Origin of the sequence: Mycobacterium sp. 3-98 (genome assembly GCF_035918355.1) — a bacterium.
Taxonomy (GTDB): domain Bacteria; phylum Actinomycetota; class Actinomycetes; order Mycobacteriales; family Mycobacteriaceae; genus Mycobacterium; species Mycobacterium intracellulare.
In genome coordinates, this window is record NZ_CP142360.1 from 1,902,870 (window position 1) to 1,918,367 (window position 15,498).

A 15,498-nucleotide genomic window follows, 5' to 3' on the forward strand; every position below is an offset into this window, starting at 1 on the left:
ACGCTCCTTTGCGTGCCCTCGGGGTGACAACGGTCACTGATTATTACCTTCGCTGAAAAACTTGACGGCTGTCAAGTTTGCTTTTTGCGCGGCGTGGTGCAAGGTCAGGGAGTGAGCAGCCACCCCGCCAATCCGGAGCCGGGCGCGCGTCGGCGTGGCGACAAGCAACGCCAGGCGATCGTGGAGGCCGTGCGCGGACTGCTGCAGGAAAAACGGTTCGCCGAGTTGTCCGTCAGCACCATCAGCCTGCGCGCCGGGGTCGCCCGTTCGGGCTTCTACTTCTATTTCGACTCCAAATACGCCGTGCTGGCACAGCTGATGGCGGAGGCCACCGAGGAGCTCGAGGAACTCACCCAGTACTTCGCGCCACGCCAGGCGGGCGAGTCACCCGAGGAGTTCGCCAAGCGGATGGTCGGCAGCGCCGCCGCCGTCTACGAGCACAACGATCCGGTGGTGACCGCCTGCAACGAGGCCCGCCACACCGACGTGGAGATCCGCGACCTGCTCGACCAGCAGTTCGAGGTGGTGCTGGCGCAGATCGTCGCCATCGTCGAGGCCGAGATGAAGGCGGGGACCGCAAGGCCGATCAGCGACGATCTTCCGACGCTGATCCGCACCCTGACGGGTACCACCGCGCTGGTGTTGACCGGCGACCCGGTTCTGACCGGATCCGACAGCGACCGTGACCGACGGGTGCGCGTGCTCGAGCAGTTGTGGCTGCACGCCCTGTGGTCCGGCCGTCCCTAGCGCCGGTCTGGGTGATACCGGCGGTATCGTCACCGCCATGGCGAACAAGGCGTCCGGGCGGTATTTCGCGGGAAAGCGGTGCTTTGTCACCGGCGCGGCCAGCGGCATCGGCCGCGCGACGGCATTGCGGCTCGCCGCCCAGGGGGCCGAGCTCTACCTGACCGACCGCGACTCCGACGGTCTGGCACTGACGGTGGCCGACGCGCGCGCGCTGGGCGCGCAGGTCCGGGAGCATCGGGCGCTCGATATCGCCGACTACGACCAGGTGGCCGCGTTCGCCGCCGACATCCACGCCGCGCATCCGGCCATGGACGTGGTGCTCAACATCGCCGGCGTATCCGCCTGGGGCACCGTCGACCGGCTGACCCACGAGCAGTGGAGCAAGATGGTCGCCATCAACCTGATGGGCCCGATCCACGTCATCGAGACGTTCGTGCCGCCGATGGTGGCGGCCAAGCGGGGCGGCCATCTGGTCAACGTGTCCTCGGCGGCCGGGTTGGTCGCCCTGCCCTGGCACGCCGCCTACAGCGCCAGCAAGTACGGACTGCGCGGCGTCTCGGAGGTGCTGCGTTTCGATTTGGCCCGCCACCGCATCGGGGTGTCGCTGGTGGTGCCCGGCGCGGTGAACACCCCGCTGGTGGGGACCGTGGAGATCGCCGGTGTGGACCGCGAGGATCCCAACGTCGCCCGGTGGATACGGCGATTCGCCGGCCACGCCGTGTCGCCGGAGAAGGCCGCCGAGAAGATCCTTGCCGGCGTGGCCAAGAACCGATACCTGATCTACACCTCGGCCGACATCCGGGCGCTCTACGCGTTCAAAAGGCTTGCGTGGTGGCCCTATAGCGTCGCCATGCGCCGGGTGAACGTGATCTTCACCCGCGCGCTGCGGCCCGGTCCGCCCAACCCGGCGCCGCTAGTCCGGCATGAGCAACTCCAGCCGCACCCCGAGCAGGCGGACCGGGCGGTCGAGGGAGAATAAATCCAGGACGCGCAAGGCGGCAGCGACGATCGTGTCGCGATCGGTGGTGGGCGCGTCGAGTTTGCGAATCTTGGTGCGGGTGTAGAAGGTTGAGGTTCGCACGGTGACCGCCACCCGCGTCACGACCCGCGCTTCGGCCAGCACGTCGTCCAGCGCTTGTTCGGCCAAACCCGTTACGGCCGCGTTCATCTCGGCGCGATCGGTGAGGTCGCGGGGAAAGGTGACGACGTGGCTGCGCGAGCGCGGCACCCACGGCTCGGCGCTGACGTGGCTGTCGCCCCCACCCTTGGCCAACAGCAGGAGCCACAGCCCGGTGCGCGCCCCGAACGTGGCCGTCAACAACTCGGCGTCGCTGTGGGCCAGTTGCCAAACCGTCGTAATCTCAAGATCCGCAAGCTTTTTCGCGGTCTTGGGCCCCACGCCCCATAGCGCGTCGACCGGACGGTCGGCCATCAGCGCCATCCAATTCGCATCGGTGAGCACGAAAACGCCGTCGGGCTTGGCGAATCCGGTGGCGACCTTGGCGCGTTGCTTGTTGTCGCTGATGCCGACCGAGCAGGACAGTCCGGTTTCGGTGGAGATGACGCTGCGGATCTGTTGTGCCACCTCGCCGGGGTCCTCGGCGTGGACGGCGACGTAGGCCTCGTCCCATCCCCACACCTCCACCGGATGGCCCAGATCCCTTAGCAGGCCCATGACTTCACCGGACGCCGCGTCGTAGGCGGCCGGGTCGGAGGGGAGGAAGGTCGCATCCGGGCAGCGGCGGGCCGCCGCGCGCAGTGGCATGCCCGCCCGCACACCGAATTCCCGGGCCTCGTAGGAGGCGCAGGTGACGACCTTGCGCGGTTCGCTGGGATCACCGCTGCCGCCGACGATGACGGGCAGCCCGGTCAATTCGGGGCGACGGCGCAACTCGACCGACGCCAGGAATTGGTCGAGGTCCACGTGCAGGACCCAGTCGCGTGCCGCCGCGGACATGCCGACGTTCATCTCCCACAAAGCTTGCGCGCCAAGCTTTCCCACGCGTCGCCCAACGTCTGCAGGGTGTGACCGCCGTCGTTCAGCTGATGCTCCACGTAGTCGGTGTCGAGGAGGGCGAGCAGGGCGTCGGCCTGGACCACGAGGTCGCCGGACGTCTCCGCCGAGGCCAGCAGCACGCGCACGTGCCTGCGCAGGACGGCGGCCGGCGGCCCGTAACGGGTCCGCGGGTCGCGGTTGGCCGCCGACAGCAGCGCGTGATGGGTGTGGGCGAAGCGCATCCGTTCCCGGCCGAAGGCCACCAGCCGATCCAACGGCGGGGCGTCGGGCCCCAGCGGTGGGGGACCGAACAGAAACGCCTCCTGGCTGGCGCGTTCGTCCTCGTCGAGCAGCACCATCATCAGGCCGGCCCGGCTGCCGAACCGGCGGAACAGGGTGCCCTTGCCGACGCCGGCGGCCGCGGCGACGTCGTCCATGGTGACGGCGTCGGCCCCGCGCTCGGCGACCAGGCGACGCGCCGCATCCAGCAACAGCGCGCGGTTGCGCAGGGCGTCGCCCCGCTCCTGCGCCGGCAGCTGCGGCACGCACATCGGCAACTCGCCCGACCGTTCGACGCCGCTCACCCCTGCACTTTAACGCCGGAGGAATAAATCGGACCACAGTCCGTTTAGGTCGTGCGAGGATGTATACCAACGACCGAAGGGAACTGCGAGAGTGGCAATCAAAATGTTGGCGTTAGTGGGAAGCCTGCGCGCGGCGTCGATCAACCGCCAGATCGCCGAATTGGCGGCGGCGGTCGCCTCCGACGGTGTCAGCGTCACGCTCTTCGAGGGGCTCGCCGACCTGCCGTTCTACAACGAGGAGATCGACGACGCGATGAACGCCGACGCGCCGCCGCTGGCCCCGGTGGCCGCGCTGCGCGCCGCGGCGGCCGACGCCGACGCCGCCCTGGTGGTCACACCCGAGTACAACGGCAGCATCCCGGCGGTGGTCAAGAACGCGATCGACTGGCTGTCGCGCCCGTTTGGCGACGGCGCGCTGAAGGGTAAGCCGCTGGCCGTCATCGGCGGCTCCTTCGGCCAGTACGGCGGGGTGTGGGCGCACGACGAGACCCGCAAGTCCTTCGGCATCGCCGGCGCGCGGGTCGTCGATTCGATCAAACTGTCCGTGCCGTTCAAGACGCTGGAAGGCAGGGCGCCCGCCGAGCACGCCGAGCTGTCGGCGAACGTGCGCGACGTGGTGGGCAAGCTCGCCGCCGAAGCCGGCTGATTGGCGGAAGTCGACAAGCCGTCCGGGAGGTGACCAGCGGGGTTGCCGCCGACGAATAGCCAAAGCCGCCAGCACCGTCTGGCGGCTTTGCTAGCTGTCGCTGGGCCCGTCGCGGCCAGCGGTTCGAAACCGGGGTTGTCGGTGGCCCCTGCTATACCGATACCCGGAGGCGCCTTGGCCTCGGCGTGTGATCTGCGACACGCCGGGGCGGGTTCCCGAATTTGTTCGACACAGGCCTTACGACCAGGGAATTTCAGAAATGTTATTCAGAACATCTTGTATCTCGACATCTTGTCAGCCACTAGGTGTAGTGTTTCGATGCACCGGCGGATCCCAGGATCGCCAAGCCAGCCAGGCTCGGTGAACCCCCCGAAATCGGCGCGAAGTGGTCGAAGACAGGTCTTCGGCACTGGTCGCCGCAGGACGGGAATCTGGGCGCCTGCCGGATCGCTGAACCTAGCAAAGACGCAGTCCAAAAGTAGTTGCCAGTCCATTGGGTCCCCCTCTTCCGCAAAGGAGCGGCATTCTATGAGCATCACCGTGTACACCAAGCCGGCATGCGTGCAGTGCAGCGCCACCTACAAGGCGCTGGACAAGCAGGGCATCGTCTACGACACGGTCGACATCACGCTGGACTCCGAGGCGCGTGATTACGTGATGGCGCTGGGCTATCTGCAGGCTCCCGTCGTGGTGGCCGGCAACGACCACTGGTCGGGTTTCCGGCCCGATCGCATCAAGGCGCTCGCCGCGGTGGAACTCAGCGCGTAAGGAAAGACGTTAGGTAAGGAGTTGCCGCACCATGGACACCACGGGGCGCAACCTGGTCTATTTCTCCTCCGTGTCGGAGAACACCCACCGCTTCGTGGAGAAGCTGGGAATTCCCGCCACGCGGATACCGCTGCATGGCCGTATCGAGGTGGACCAGCCGTACGTCCTGGTGCTGCCCACCTACGGCGGCGGGCGGGCCACTCCTGACCTCAACGCCGGCGGCTATGTCCCCAAACAGGTCATCGCCTTTTTGAACAATGAGCACAACCGTTCGTTGATCCGCGGCGTCATCGCCGCGGGCAACAACAACTTCGGCGCCGAATTCGCCTACGCGGGCGACGTGATCTCACGCAAGTGCGGCGTCCCGTACCTCTATCGCTTCGAACTCATGGGAACCCAGGACGACGTGGATGCCGTCCGCGCGGGCTTAGCCGATTTCTGGAAGGAACAGACGTGTCAACAACCGTCGCTGCAGAGCCTGTAACCACCGGAGCCCACGCGTTGCCGGGGGAGACGGATTACCACGCGCTCAACGCGATGCTGAATCTGTACGACGCGGACGGCAAGATTCAGTTCGACAAGGACCGCGAGGCCGCGCATCAGTACTTCCTGCAGCACGTCAACCAGAACACGGTGTTCTTCCACAATCAGGACGAGAAGCTCGACTACCTGATCAAGGAGAACTATTACGAGCGCGAGGTTCTCGACCAGTACAGCCGCAACTTCGTCAAGACGCTGCTGGACCGGGCCTACGCCAAGAAGTTCCGGTTCCCGACGTTCCTGGGCGCGTTCAAGTACTACACCTCCTACACGCTGAAGACGTTCGACGGGAAGCGCTACCTGGAGCGCTTCGAGGATCGCGTGGTCATGGTGGCGCTGACGCTGGCCGCCGGTGACACCATCCTCGCCGAGAAGCTCGTCGACGAGATCATCGACGGGCGGTTCCAGCCGGCCACCCCGACGTTTTTGAACTCGGGCAAAAAGCAGCGCGGCGAGCCGGTGAGCTGCTTTCTGCTGCGCATCGAAGACAACATGGAGTCCATCGGGCGATCGATCAACTCCGCGCTGCAGCTGTCCAAGCGCGGCGGGGGAGTTGCGTTGCTGCTGAGCAACATCCGCGAGCACGGCGCCCCGATCAAGAACATCGAGAACCAGTCCTCGGGCGTCATCCCGATCATGAAGCTGCTCGAGGACTCGTTCTCCTACGCCAACCAGCTCGGGGCGCGCCAGGGCGCGGGCGCGGTGTACCTGCACGCGCACCACCCCGACATCTACCGATTCCTGGACACCAAGCGCGAGAACGCCGACGAGAAGATCCGCATCAAGACGCTGAGCCTGGGCGTGGTGATTCCCGACATCACCTTCGAGCTGGCCAAGAAGAACGAGGACATGTACCTGTTCTCGCCCTATGACGTCGAGCGGGTGTACGGCCTGCCGTTCGCCGACATCTCGGTCACCGAGAAGTACTACGAGATGGTCGACGACGCCCGCATTCGCAAGACCAAGATCAAGGCGCGCGAGTTCTTCCAGACGCTGGCCGAGCTGCAGTTCGAATCCGGCTACCCCTACATCATGTTCGAGGACACGGTGAACCGGGCAAACCCGATCGACGGCAAGATCACCCACTCGAACCTGTGCTCGGAGATCCTGCAGGTCTCCACGCCGTCGGTGTTCAACGATGACCTGTCGTATGCCAAAGTGGGCAAGGACATTTCGTGCAACCTGGGGTCGCTGAACATCGCCAAGACGATGGACTCGCCCGACTTCGCCCAGACCATCGAGGTGGCGATCCGCGCGCTGACGGCGGTGAGCGATCAGACGCACATCACCTCGGTGCCCTCAATCGAGCAGGGCAACAACGAGTCCCACGCGATCGGGCTCGGACAGATGAACCTGCACGGCTATCTGGCCCGCGAGCGCATCCACTACGGCTCCGAAGAGGGCGTCGACTTCACCAACATTTACTTCTACACCGTGCTCTACCACGCGCTGCGTGCGTCGAATCGCATTGCGATCGAACGGGGAAGCAAGTTCGGTGGCTTCGAGAGGTCGAAATACGCCTCGGGTGAGTTCTTCGACAAGTACACCGAGCAGGTGTGGGAGCCGGCCACCCCGCGGGTCCGCGAGATCTTCGCCGAGGCGGGCATTCGCATTCCGACGCAAGACGATTGGCGGCGGCTGAAGGAGTCGGTGCAGGAGCACGGCATCTACAACCAGAATCTGCAGGCCGTCCCGCCGACGGGGTCGATCAGCTACATCAACCACTCGACCAGCTCGATCCACCCGGTGGCGAGCAAGATCGAGATCCGCAAGGAAGGCAAGATCGGCCGCGTCTACTACCCGGCGCCGTATCTGACCAACGACAACCTGGAGTACTACCAGGACGCCTACGAGATCGGCTACGAGAAGATCATCGACACCTACGCCGCGGCCACCCAGCACGTGGATCAGGGGCTGTCGCTGACGCTGTTCTTCAAGGACACGGCCACCACCCGCGACGTGAACAAGGCGCAGATCTACGCCTGGCGCAAGGGAATCAAGACGCTGTACTACATCCGTCTTCGCCAGCTGGCATTGGAGGGCACTGAGGTCGAGGGCTGCGTATCCTGCATGCTGTAGGACACCGATTCACTCTCCGGGAGTGCTTTACAGGTTGTCGGCGCCCCAGCTGGCAAGCCGGTGTTCGCGCTCGGCGGGATCGATGTCTTCGACCCTTGTCATGATCGACCAGCGTTGCCCGAAAGGGTCGACGATTGAGCCGAACCGGTCGCCCGTGACGAAGGTCTGGGCCTCTTCGCGTACCGTCGCGCCCGCTCGCTGGGCCCGCGCCAGCACGGCGTCGACGTCGGTGCAGTAAAACACCACCGAATGGGTCACCGATTCTGTCCGGCCGGGGGCTTCGAGGTGGTAGCCGGGGTTGGGATCGGACAGCTGCAACCTGCCGTGGCCGAAGTCCAGTTCCGCGTGCGCGATCGTGTCATTCGGTCCGGCCATCTTCTCGACGAGTGTCGCGCCGAAGACGTCGATGTAAAAGCTGATGGCGGCTTCGGCGCCATCGACGACCAAGAACGGGGTCAAACTCGTGTAGCCCTCGGGAATCGGTTGCACATTCATGCAATCCAGGTTGGCTAGATTCGTCATGTGGAGGCTTGGAAAAACGCGCCACAGGCGATCGGTCCACAGCCGGGGGTGGTCGGACGCGCGGGCAGCGCATCGACGTTCGACCTCCGTCGCCAAGCGCCGTCGCAGGCCGCAGCCAAGTTCGTCGAGCATTTTTGGTCGGTGTGCTGGGATCTGACGGGACAGCCGCCGCGTGAAAGTCAGGTGATCACTTTCCCGTCGATCAACCTGAGCCATGAATGGGGCACCGACTCCCCGCGCCATGGATTCGCTTTGCCCGCCGCGTTGGTACACGGCGTCGTCGAGAGGGTCTTCACCATCACGTTGTCGGGGCGTGGTGCGGTTGTCGGTGCGCGCTTCCGCGCCGGCGGGTTCACCGCCCGATTCGGACGCGATGCGGCTGCGCTGACCGGCCGAATCGTTCGAGTCGACGACGACTTGTTCAGCGGTCCAACGCTTTTCGACGACGACATCGAGCTCGCCGCCGCACAACTGGACATGGCGATCGGCGCTGCGACCATCTGCGACCCGACCTACGACGCCCTCACGGCGCTGCTCCGCCGGATGCACGACGACGAGGCTTTGCACCGCGTGGAGCAGGTGATGGCGTGCTCGCCCTGGAGCGCGCGAACCACTCAGCGCGTGTTCCGGCGCTATGTCGGTGTGCCGGTCAAGTGGGTGCTGTGCCGTTACCGCCTGCAGCAAGCTGCGTTGGCGATCGAGAGCGATCGACGCGTCGACTTCGCCGACCTGGCCGTCCGGCTCGGCTGGTATGACCAGGCGCATTTCACCAACGAGTTCCGGTCGATGCTCGGCTGCAGCCCGGGGGAGTACGCCCAGCGGCACCGTTAACCGCGGTGTCTTCGTCTGGGCCAGTCTGCCCAGGTCAGAAGCGACGACGGGGTAAAGTGCGTGAGGTGGTGAGAATGCCTCGACCTCCCAGGCCCCACCCGGCCGCCAAGCCGGGGGCCAAGGTCGACGCGCGCAGCGAACGCTGGCGCGAGCACCGCAAGAAGGTGCGCGGCGAGATCGTCGACGCGGCGTTCCGCGCCATCGACCGCCTGGGACCCGAGCTCTCCGTGCGGGAGATCGCCGAGGAGGCGGGCACCGCCAAACCGAAGATCTACCGGCATTTTCACGACAAGTCCGACCTGTTCCAGGCGATCGGCGAGCGGCTGCGCGACATGCTGTGGGCGGCGATCTTCCCGTCCATCGACCTGAAAACGGACTCGTCCCGCGAGGTGATCCGGCGCGCCGTCGAGGAGTACGTCAACCTGGTCGACAAGCACCCCAACGTGCTGCGGGTCTTCATTCAGGGCCGCTCGGCGGCGAGCCCCCAGATCCTCAACGAGGGACGCGGCATCACCCTGGCGGTGGCCGACATGTTCGACAACGAGTTGCGCGAGATGGAGCTGGACCACGCGGCCGTCGAGCTGGCCGGGAACGCGGCGTTCGGCTGCGCCGCCTCGGCCACCGAGTGGTGGCTGGGCCCCGACCCCGACAGCCCGCTTCGCATGCCGCGCGAGCAATTCGTCGCCCACCTCACGACCATCATGATGGGGGTCATCGTCGGCACCGCCGAGGCGCTCGGCATCCGCATGGACCCTGACCAGCCGATCCACAGCGTGGTCCCGGCCAACCGCGCCGCGGGCTGAGAACCTTCGGCACGTTGACATCGCCCTGGCGATCGTCAACACTCGTCCCAACCGATACCCTGGGTACTGGGTATCTGCGCCAGCCGGGCGGCTACGGCCGAGGATGCCGGCGAGCGCCGACCCGAGACTGGCCCGACTAGAAAGACCGATCGACCGTGACCGACGTCGTGACACACACCGAGACCGCCCCGGTTCCGGCGGCCAAGGCCTCCAAACCCGTCCACACCCGCGCCGTCATCATCGGGACCGGGTTCTCCGGCCTGGGGATGGCCATCGCGCTGCAGAAGCAGGGTGTGGGCTTCGTCATCCTGGAAAAGGCCGACGACATCGGCGGCACCTGGCGCGACAACAGCTACCCCGGGTGCGCCTGCGACATCCCGTCGCACCTGTATTCGTTTTCGTTCGAGCCCAAGCCGGACTGGAAGAACCCGTTCTCCTATCAGCCCGAGATCTGGGACTATCTCCAGGGCGTCACCGAGAAGTACGGGCTGCGCCGCTACATCGAGTTCAACTCGCTGGTGGATCGGGCCCACTGGGACGACGACGAGCACCGCTGGCACGTGTTCACCGCCGACGGGCGCGAATACGTCGCGCAGTTCCTGATCTCGGGCGCCGGCGCGCTGCACATCCCGTCCATGCCCGCCATCGAGGGTCGTGACGAATTCGCCGGTCCCGCTTTCCATTCCGCGGAGTGGGACCACAGCGTCGACCTGACCGGCAAGCGGGTGGCGGTGATCGGTACCGGCGCCAGCGCGATCCAGATCGTGCCGGAGATCGTCGGGCAGGTCGCCGAACTTCAGCTCTACCAACGCACCCCGCCGTGGGTGGTGCCGCGCTCGAACCCCGAGATCCCGTTGGCGGTGCGCCGGGCCATGGAGAACGTGCCCGGCCTGCGCGCGCTCGTGCGACTTGTCATCTACTGGGGCCAGGAGGCTTTGGCCTTCGGCATGACCAAGCGGCCCAACCTGCTCAAGTTCATCGAGGCGTACTGCAAGTACAACATTCGGCGATCGGTCAAGGATCGGGAGTTGCGCCGCAAGCTGATTCCCAACTACCGCGTCGGGTGCAAGCGAATCCTGAACTCCTCCACCTATTACGGTGCGGTCGCCGACCCGAAGACCGAACTGGTCACCGACCACATCGCCCGGATCACCGCCGACGGCATCGACACCGTCGACGGCACGCACCGCCAGGCCGACGTGATCGTGTACGCCACCGGCTTTCACGTCACCGACTCCTACACCTACGTCCAGATCAAGGGCCTGCACGGCGAGGATCTGGTGGACCGCTGGAACCGCGAGGGCATCGGCGCCCACCGCGGGATCACCGTGGCCGACGTGCCCAACCTGTTCTTCCTGCTGGGCCCCAACACCGGGCTGGGACACAACTCGGTGGTGTTCATGATCGAGTCCCAAATCCGTTACGTCGCCGACGCGATCGCCACCTGCGACAAGCTGGGCGCGCAGGCGCTCGCCCCGACCCGGGCCGCCCAGGACGAGTTCAACGACGAGCTGCAGCGCCGGCTGGGCCCGTCGGTGTGGAACAGCGGCGGCTGCAGCAGCTGGTATCTGGACGAGCACGGCAAGAACACCGTGCTGTGGGGCGGCTACACCTGGGAGTACTGGCGGGCCACGCGCTCGGTCAGGCCCGCGGAGTATCAGTTCTTCGGGGTCGGCACGGGCAGGCACGCGGCCGCCGTGCAAAGTTGAGCCAATTCGTTTGGAGATTTGGCCGCCGCCGGGCGTTACAGTGACAGGGAAATGAGCGCCTATCAGACCGTCGTGGTCGGCACCGATGGCTCGGACTCGTCGCTGCTCGCGGTGGAGCGCGCGGCGGCAATCGCCGCGGACCACGGCGCGCGATTGATCGTGGTGACGGCGCACCTCCCCGTCCCCAAGGAACGCGGCCGCTACGCCATCCCGCCGGGGAGCGACCACGGCCAGGACTATCGGACGGTTGGGGAGGCCCCGTACTACAGGATCCTTCGCGACGCCACGGAACGGGCGCACCAAGCGGGGGCCAATAACGTGGAGGAACGGTCGATCGTCGGCGCGCCCATCAACGTGCTGGTGCAGGTCGCCGAGGAGGTCCGTGCCGACCTGATGGTCGTGGGCAACGTCGGGCTCAACAGCGTCGCCGGGCGGCTGCTGGGATCGGTGCCGTCCGAGGTCTCCCGCCGGGTCAAGACCGATGTCCTGATCGTGCACACCGCCAACTGAGGCACCGGTACGAATCAGCGGAGCAGTTCCGCAAAGGCGCGCGCGGCCGCGTCCACGCCGGCGTCATCGTCGGTGGCCACGAGATCCAGTAGCAGGCCACGGATTACGGCCAGCCCGAGCCTCGCCAGGGCGGGGTCGACCGGGCCGTCGGCGGCCTCCTTGACCTCGCCCAGCCAGCCGTCGACGGCGCCGGGAACCATTCGCGCGAAAGGCTTTTCGCCCTGCGCGGCGCGGGCGTAACACTCGAAGAAGAGTCGCTCGAACTGTCGCAGTTCGGGCCGGCGGACATCGGCCCACATGGCGGCGAAGCCCTCGACCGGGTCGTCGGGCAACTCGGCCAGCAGTCCCATCTGGCGGCGCTCGACCTCCTCGACGATCGCTACCAGCAGTCCTTCCCGAGACCCAAAGTGGTGCAACAACATTCGGTGACTGGTGCCGACCGCGTCGGCCACCGCGCGCAGCGACCGGTCGCCGACGCCGCCGGTGGCGAACTCGGTGACGAGGGCATCGAGGAGGTGGCGGCGCCGCTCGGTGTCAGGGGTGCGCGCCATCGGCGCGGCTGAGCTGCTCGGAGCGGGCCTTGAGGCCCTGGGCCTCGAGTTTGAGGTATCGCCGGGTCATCGATCGCATGAGCCGCCCGACCAGCGCGCCGAGCATGCCGTTCTGGTCGATGCGCTGGCGCACCAGGGTGCCGCCGCCCGGCTGGGCGATCACGTCATGGCGGGCGCTGGCCCGCGCGCCGGGGGCGCGTTGCTCCCAGGTCCAGGACGTCCCCGGCTCGAGCTCGGTGATCTTCCAGACCAGCTTCGACATGCGTGGCTGCTTGATCGCGAACCGCTTGCCGACCGCGAGCCCGGGCCCGTCCACCGCGGCCAGCGACGTCACCGAGGCCGTCCACTCGGGCCAGCGCTCGACATCGCTGAACACCTTCCACACCACGTGCGCCGGCGCGTCGATCTCGACGCTGTCTTCGGTAATCATGTACCAAATGGTACATCCCGCTCCCCGGTTGTGGCCACGAAACGTCGGCCCGCGCGCGCATACTGGAGTGAAGAGGCAAATCCGGCGGCCCGCGGGCGTCCGCGACACGCAAAACACAACTTCTTGTGTTGCGCTCGGTTGTCGTACCCCAGGGGTAGTGTCTGGAGCCTGACGTCCCTCAGGCAAAACGGCGTGTGAAGCGGGGTTCTGGTGACCGAAAACATGAAGCTGATTGACCGCGTTTCGGCGATCAACTGGAACCGGCTGCAGGACGAAAAAGACGCGGAGGTGTGGGACCGGCTCACCGGCAACTTCTGGTTGCCCGAGAAGGTGCCGGTGTCCAACGACCTGCCGTCGTGGGGCACCCTGACCGCCCACGAAAAGCAGATGACCATGCGGGTGTTCACCGGCCTGACGCTGCTGGACACCATCCAGGGCACGGTCGGGGCGGTCAGCCTGATTCCCGACGCGCTGACCCCGCACGAGGAGGCCGTCTACACCAACATCGCCTTCATGGAGTCGGTGCACGCGCGCAGCTACAGCAACATCTTCTCCACGCTGTGCTCGACGGCCGAGATCGACGACGCGTTCCGCTGGTCGGAGGAGAACCCCAACCTGCAGCGCAAGGCCGAGATCGTCATGCAGTACTACAAGGGCGACGAACCGCTCAAGCGCAAGGTCGCCTCCACGCTGCTGGAAAGCTTCCTCTTCTACTCCGGCTTCTACCTGCCGATGTACTGGTCGAGCCGGGCCAAGCTGACCAACACCGCCGACATGATCCGGCTGATCATCCGCGACGAGGCCGTCCACGGCTACTACATCGGCTACAAATTCCAGCGCGGCCTGGCGCTGGTCGACGACGCACGCAAGCAGGAGCTCAAGGACTACACCTACGAATTGCTCTTCGAGCTCTACGACAACGAGGTGGAATACACCCAGGACCTCTACGACGAGGTCGGGCTCACCGAGGACGTCAAGAAGTTCCTGCGCTACAACGCCAACAAGGCGCTGATGAACCTCGGCTACGAGGCGCTGTTCCCGCGCGACGAGACGGACGTGAACCCGGCGATCCTGTCGGCGCTCTCACCGAACGCCGACGAGAACCACGACTTCTTCTCCGGCTCGGGCTCGTCGTACGTGATCGGCAAGGCCGTCGTCACCGAGGACGAGGACTGGGACTTCTAGCAGCGCATTCAGCCAAGCGGTGTGTGAACGCCGCGTGAATTGTGGCGACCCCGCGGCGGCCCGGTGGCGCCGCCGGCCGGGTTGCCGGGAGACTGGTGGGCGTGGCGATTACCCCATCTTCTACGGCCGCTTTCTTCCGTTCAGTGATCCAGTGGCTGCAATGCGGCTACCCCGACGGCGTTCCCGGACCCGACCGTGTACCGCTGTTGGAGCTGCTGCGCAGCACCCCGCTGACCGAGGACCAGATCAAGGAAGTCGTCGACGCGATAGACGAGGAAACCAAGCCGGGCGAGGAGATCAACCGCGACGTGATCGCCGATTTCATCTCCGACATGACCCACTACGACGCGGGACCGGAGAACATCGCGCGGGTGGCCGCCCGGCTGGCCGCGGCGGGCTGGCCGCTGGCGGGCATCACACACCCGCCCGAGGCGGCCGAAAATCCCGGCGCGGCCAACGGTAAGGCCGAGCCGGCCCCCCACACGGCGTCCTGAGCCGCTACAGCTTCGAGATGTCGATGACGAAGCGGTAGCGGACGTCGCTGGCCAGGACGCGCTCGTACGCCTCGTTGATGTAGTCGGGGTCGATGACCTCGATTTCGGGCGTCACGTTGTGTTCGGCGCAGAAGTCCAGCATTTCCTGGGTCTCGGCGATCCCGCCGATGTTCGACCCGGACAGGCTGCGGCGTGCCAGCGCCAGCGCGAACGCGCCGACTTCCATGGGGTGCTCGGGGATGCCCAGTTCGACGAGGGTGCCGTCGACGTCGAGCAGGCTCAGGTAGTCATTGAGCTTCAGGTTCGCCGAGACGGTGTTGAGCATCAGGTCGAAGCTGCTGCGCAACTTCTTGAAGGTCTCGGGGTCGGCGGTGGCGTAGTAATGCTTGGCGCCCAGCCGCAGCCCGTCTTCCATCTTCTTCAGCGACTGCGAGAGCACGGTGACCTCGGCGCCCATCGCCGCGCCCAGCTTGACGCCCATGTGCCCCAGGCCGCCCAGGCCGATGATCGCCAGCCGGGTGCCCGGCCCGGCCTTCCAGTGCCGCAGCGGCGAGAACAGCGTGATGCCCGCGCACAGCAGCGGCGCCGCCTTGTCCAGCGGCAGCGAGTCGGGGATGCGCAAGACGAAGTTCTCGTCGACGACGACCGCCTGGCTGTACCCGCCCTGCGTCGACGTGCCGTCCTTGTCGATCGAGTTGTAGGTGAAGGTCGCGCCGTTCTTGCAGTACTGCTCGAGCCCGGCGTCGCAGCTGCTGCACCGGCCGCAGGAATTCACCATGCAACCCACGCCGACGTGGTCGCCCACCTTGAACTTGGTGACCTCGGCGCCGACCTCGGTCACGACGCCGGCGATCTCGTGGCCCACGACCACGGGGTAATTCGGCGTGCCCCATTCGCCCTTGGCGGTGTGGATGTCGGAGTGGCAGATGCCGGCGAATTTGATGTCGATCGCCACGTCGCGCGGGCCCGGGTCGCGCCGCTCGATGGTGGTCTTGGTCAGCGGTTCGGTCGCCGACGTGGCGGCGTATGCCGAAACAGTGCGCATGAATGTTCCTCTTCGGTCCGATGGCTTCGACCAAAATTTTAGCTAGGGTAACGTTCTT

At 66.2% G+C, this 15,498-nt stretch carries 18 protein-coding genes; 12 read left to right on the forward strand and 6 right to left on the reverse strand.

Features of this window, described 5'->3' with window-relative positions; all coding sequences use genetic code 11:
- The first annotated feature begins 111 nt into the window (after positions 1 to 111).
- The gene (locus QGN30_RS09335; RefSeq protein ID WP_014383033.1) at positions 112 to 747 is read left to right on the forward strand and encodes a TetR/AcrR family transcriptional regulator; all 636 of its coding nucleotides are present in this window, start codon (positions 112 to 114) and stop codon (positions 745 to 747) included.
- A gap of 37 nt (positions 748 to 784) precedes the next feature.
- Positions 785 to 1,726, forward strand: a complete 942-nt coding sequence (locus QGN30_RS09340; protein ID WP_201407480.1) for an SDR family oxidoreductase — start codon at positions 785 to 787, stop codon at positions 1,724 to 1,726.
- Here QGN30_RS09340 and QGN30_RS09345 read toward each other — a convergent pair.
- Together QGN30_RS09345 and QGN30_RS09350 are read right to left on the reverse strand one after the other, a co-directional pair.
- Positions 1,661 to 2,704, reverse strand: coding sequence for a DNA polymerase IV (locus tag QGN30_RS09345; protein WP_248923690.1), 1,044 nt, complete (start codon positions 2,702 to 2,704; stop codon positions 1,661 to 1,663). The genes QGN30_RS09340 and QGN30_RS09345 overlap by 66 nt on opposite strands.
- Before the next feature lie 8 nt (positions 2,705 to 2,712).
- Entirely contained in the window at positions 2,713 to 3,327 is a 615-nt protein-coding gene (locus tag QGN30_RS09350) for a TetR/AcrR family transcriptional regulator (protein ID WP_009954736.1), read from the reverse strand.
- Between the two features lie 103 nt (positions 3,328 to 3,430).
- Between QGN30_RS09350 and QGN30_RS09355 the strand changes: the two genes are divergently transcribed.
- From QGN30_RS09355 to nrdE, 4 genes are all read left to right on the forward strand, one after another.
- Positions 3,431 to 3,973, forward strand: coding sequence for an NAD(P)H-dependent oxidoreductase (locus tag QGN30_RS09355; RefSeq protein WP_248923689.1), 543 nt, complete (start codon positions 3,431 to 3,433; stop codon positions 3,971 to 3,973).
- A gap of 528 nt (positions 3,974 to 4,501) precedes the next feature.
- Entirely contained in the window at positions 4,502 to 4,741 is a 240-nt protein-coding gene (locus tag QGN30_RS09360) for a redoxin NrdH (protein ID WP_008259184.1), read from the forward strand.
- A gap of 31 nt (positions 4,742 to 4,772) precedes the next feature.
- On the forward strand, positions 4,773 to 5,225 hold the full coding sequence (gene nrdI, locus QGN30_RS09365) for a class Ib ribonucleoside-diphosphate reductase assembly flavoprotein NrdI (RefSeq protein WP_008259183.1): 453 nt from the start codon (positions 4,773 to 4,775) through the stop codon (positions 5,223 to 5,225).
- A 17-nt stretch (positions 5,226 to 5,242) separates the two neighbouring features.
- Positions 5,243 to 7,360 (forward strand): class 1b ribonucleoside-diphosphate reductase subunit alpha, encoded by a 2,118-nt coding sequence (gene nrdE, locus QGN30_RS09370; RefSeq protein WP_014942701.1) that lies wholly within the window; start codon positions 5,243 to 5,245, stop codon positions 7,358 to 7,360.
- A 27-nt stretch (positions 7,361 to 7,387) separates the two neighbouring features.
- Here the strand turns inward: nrdE and QGN30_RS09375 are convergent, their stop codons facing one another.
- Positions 7,388 to 7,855 carry a VOC family protein gene (locus QGN30_RS09375; protein ID WP_165576416.1) on the reverse strand — a complete coding sequence of 156 codons (468 nt, stop codon included), beginning with the start codon at positions 7,853 to 7,855 and terminating at the stop codon, positions 7,388 to 7,390.
- A gap of 27 nt (positions 7,856 to 7,882) precedes the next feature.
- On the opposite strand from QGN30_RS09375, the gene QGN30_RS09380 reads away from it, so the two are divergent.
- The 4 genes from QGN30_RS09380 (at position 7,883) to QGN30_RS09395 (ending at position 11,735) form a co-directional block, all read left to right on the forward strand.
- Positions 7,883 to 8,713 (forward strand): helix-turn-helix domain-containing protein, encoded by an 831-nt coding sequence (locus QGN30_RS09380; RefSeq protein ID WP_136245882.1) that lies wholly within the window; start codon positions 7,883 to 7,885, stop codon positions 8,711 to 8,713.
- A gap of 74 nt (positions 8,714 to 8,787) precedes the next feature.
- On the forward strand, positions 8,788 to 9,516 hold the full coding sequence (locus QGN30_RS09385) for a TetR/AcrR family transcriptional regulator (protein WP_026071260.1): 729 nt from the start codon (positions 8,788 to 8,790) through the stop codon (positions 9,514 to 9,516).
- 155 nt (positions 9,517 to 9,671) lie between these two features.
- A complete protein-coding gene (locus QGN30_RS09390) occupies positions 9,672 to 11,225 on the forward strand; it encodes a flavin-containing monooxygenase (RefSeq protein ID WP_014383029.1) in 1,554 nt (517 codons plus the stop codon).
- 51 nt (positions 11,226 to 11,276) lie between these two features.
- Positions 11,277 to 11,735: a universal stress protein gene (locus QGN30_RS09395; RefSeq protein WP_008259174.1), complete on the forward strand. Its 459-nt coding sequence runs from the start codon at positions 11,277 to 11,279 to the stop codon at positions 11,733 to 11,735.
- Between the two features lie 14 nt (positions 11,736 to 11,749).
- Here QGN30_RS09395 and QGN30_RS09400 read toward each other — a convergent pair whose 3' ends face one another.
- Together QGN30_RS09400 and QGN30_RS09405 are read right to left on the reverse strand one after the other, a co-directional pair.
- Entirely contained in the window at positions 11,750 to 12,286 is a 537-nt protein-coding gene (locus tag QGN30_RS09400) for a TetR/AcrR family transcriptional regulator (protein ID WP_201358893.1), read from the reverse strand.
- Positions 12,270 to 12,716, reverse strand: coding sequence for an SRPBCC family protein (locus tag QGN30_RS09405; protein ID WP_008259170.1), 447 nt, complete (start codon positions 12,714 to 12,716; stop codon positions 12,270 to 12,272). The genes QGN30_RS09400 and QGN30_RS09405 overlap by 17 nt, the downstream gene beginning before the upstream one ends.
- Positions 12,717 to 12,926: 210 nt before the next feature.
- On the opposite strand from QGN30_RS09405, the gene nrdF reads away from it, so the two are divergent.
- Both nrdF and QGN30_RS09415 read left to right on the forward strand, forming a co-directional pair.
- On the forward strand, positions 12,927 to 13,901 hold the full coding sequence (gene nrdF, locus QGN30_RS09410) for a class 1b ribonucleoside-diphosphate reductase subunit beta (protein ID WP_009954743.1): 975 nt from the start codon (positions 12,927 to 12,929) through the stop codon (positions 13,899 to 13,901).
- Between the two features lie 143 nt (positions 13,902 to 14,044).
- Positions 14,045 to 14,395 (forward strand): DUF3349 domain-containing protein, encoded by a 351-nt coding sequence (locus QGN30_RS09415; RefSeq protein WP_038537111.1) that lies wholly within the window; start codon positions 14,045 to 14,047, stop codon positions 14,393 to 14,395.
- Between the two features lie 4 nt (positions 14,396 to 14,399).
- On the opposite strand, the gene QGN30_RS09420 is transcribed toward QGN30_RS09415, so the two are convergent.
- Complete coding sequence (locus QGN30_RS09420) at positions 14,400 to 15,440, reverse strand: NAD(P)-dependent alcohol dehydrogenase (RefSeq protein ID WP_248923178.1); 1,041 nt, start codon at positions 15,438 to 15,440, stop codon at positions 14,400 to 14,402.
- Positions 15,441 to 15,498 lie beyond the last annotated feature (58 nt).

Bases quoted from the DNA above. Each gene is read 5' to 3' on its own strand.
- QGN30_RS09340 (WP_201407480.1), top strand. From the start codon at position 785: ATGGCGAACAAGGCGTCCGGGCGGTATTTCGCGGGAAAGCGGTGCTTT.
- QGN30_RS09345 (WP_248923690.1), bottom strand. From the start codon at position 2,704: ATGTCCGCGGCGGCACGCGACTGGGTCCTGCACGTGGACCTCGACCAA.
- QGN30_RS09355 (WP_248923689.1), top strand. From the start codon at position 3,431: ATGTTGGCGTTAGTGGGAAGCCTGCGCGCGGCGTCGATCAACCGCCAG.
- QGN30_RS09360 (WP_008259184.1), top strand. From the start codon at position 4,502: ATGAGCATCACCGTGTACACCAAGCCGGCATGCGTGCAGTGCAGCGCC.
- nrdI (WP_008259183.1), top strand. From the start codon at position 4,773: ATGGACACCACGGGGCGCAACCTGGTCTATTTCTCCTCCGTGTCGGAG.
- QGN30_RS09375 (WP_165576416.1), bottom strand. From the start codon at position 7,855: ATGAATGTGCAACCGATTCCCGAGGGCTACACGAGTTTGACCCCGTTC.
- QGN30_RS09385 (WP_026071260.1), top strand. From the start codon at position 8,788: ATGCCTCGACCTCCCAGGCCCCACCCGGCCGCCAAGCCGGGGGCCAAG.
- QGN30_RS09395 (WP_008259174.1), top strand. From the start codon at position 11,277: ATGAGCGCCTATCAGACCGTCGTGGTCGGCACCGATGGCTCGGACTCG.
- QGN30_RS09400 (WP_201358893.1), bottom strand. From the start codon at position 12,286: ATGGCGCGCACCCCTGACACCGAGCGGCGCCGCCACCTCCTCGATGCC.
- QGN30_RS09405 (WP_008259170.1), bottom strand. From the start codon at position 12,716: ATGATTACCGAAGACAGCGTCGAGATCGACGCGCCGGCGCACGTGGTG.
- QGN30_RS09420 (WP_248923178.1), bottom strand. From the start codon at position 15,440: ATGCGCACTGTTTCGGCATACGCCGCCACGTCGGCGACCGAACCGCTG.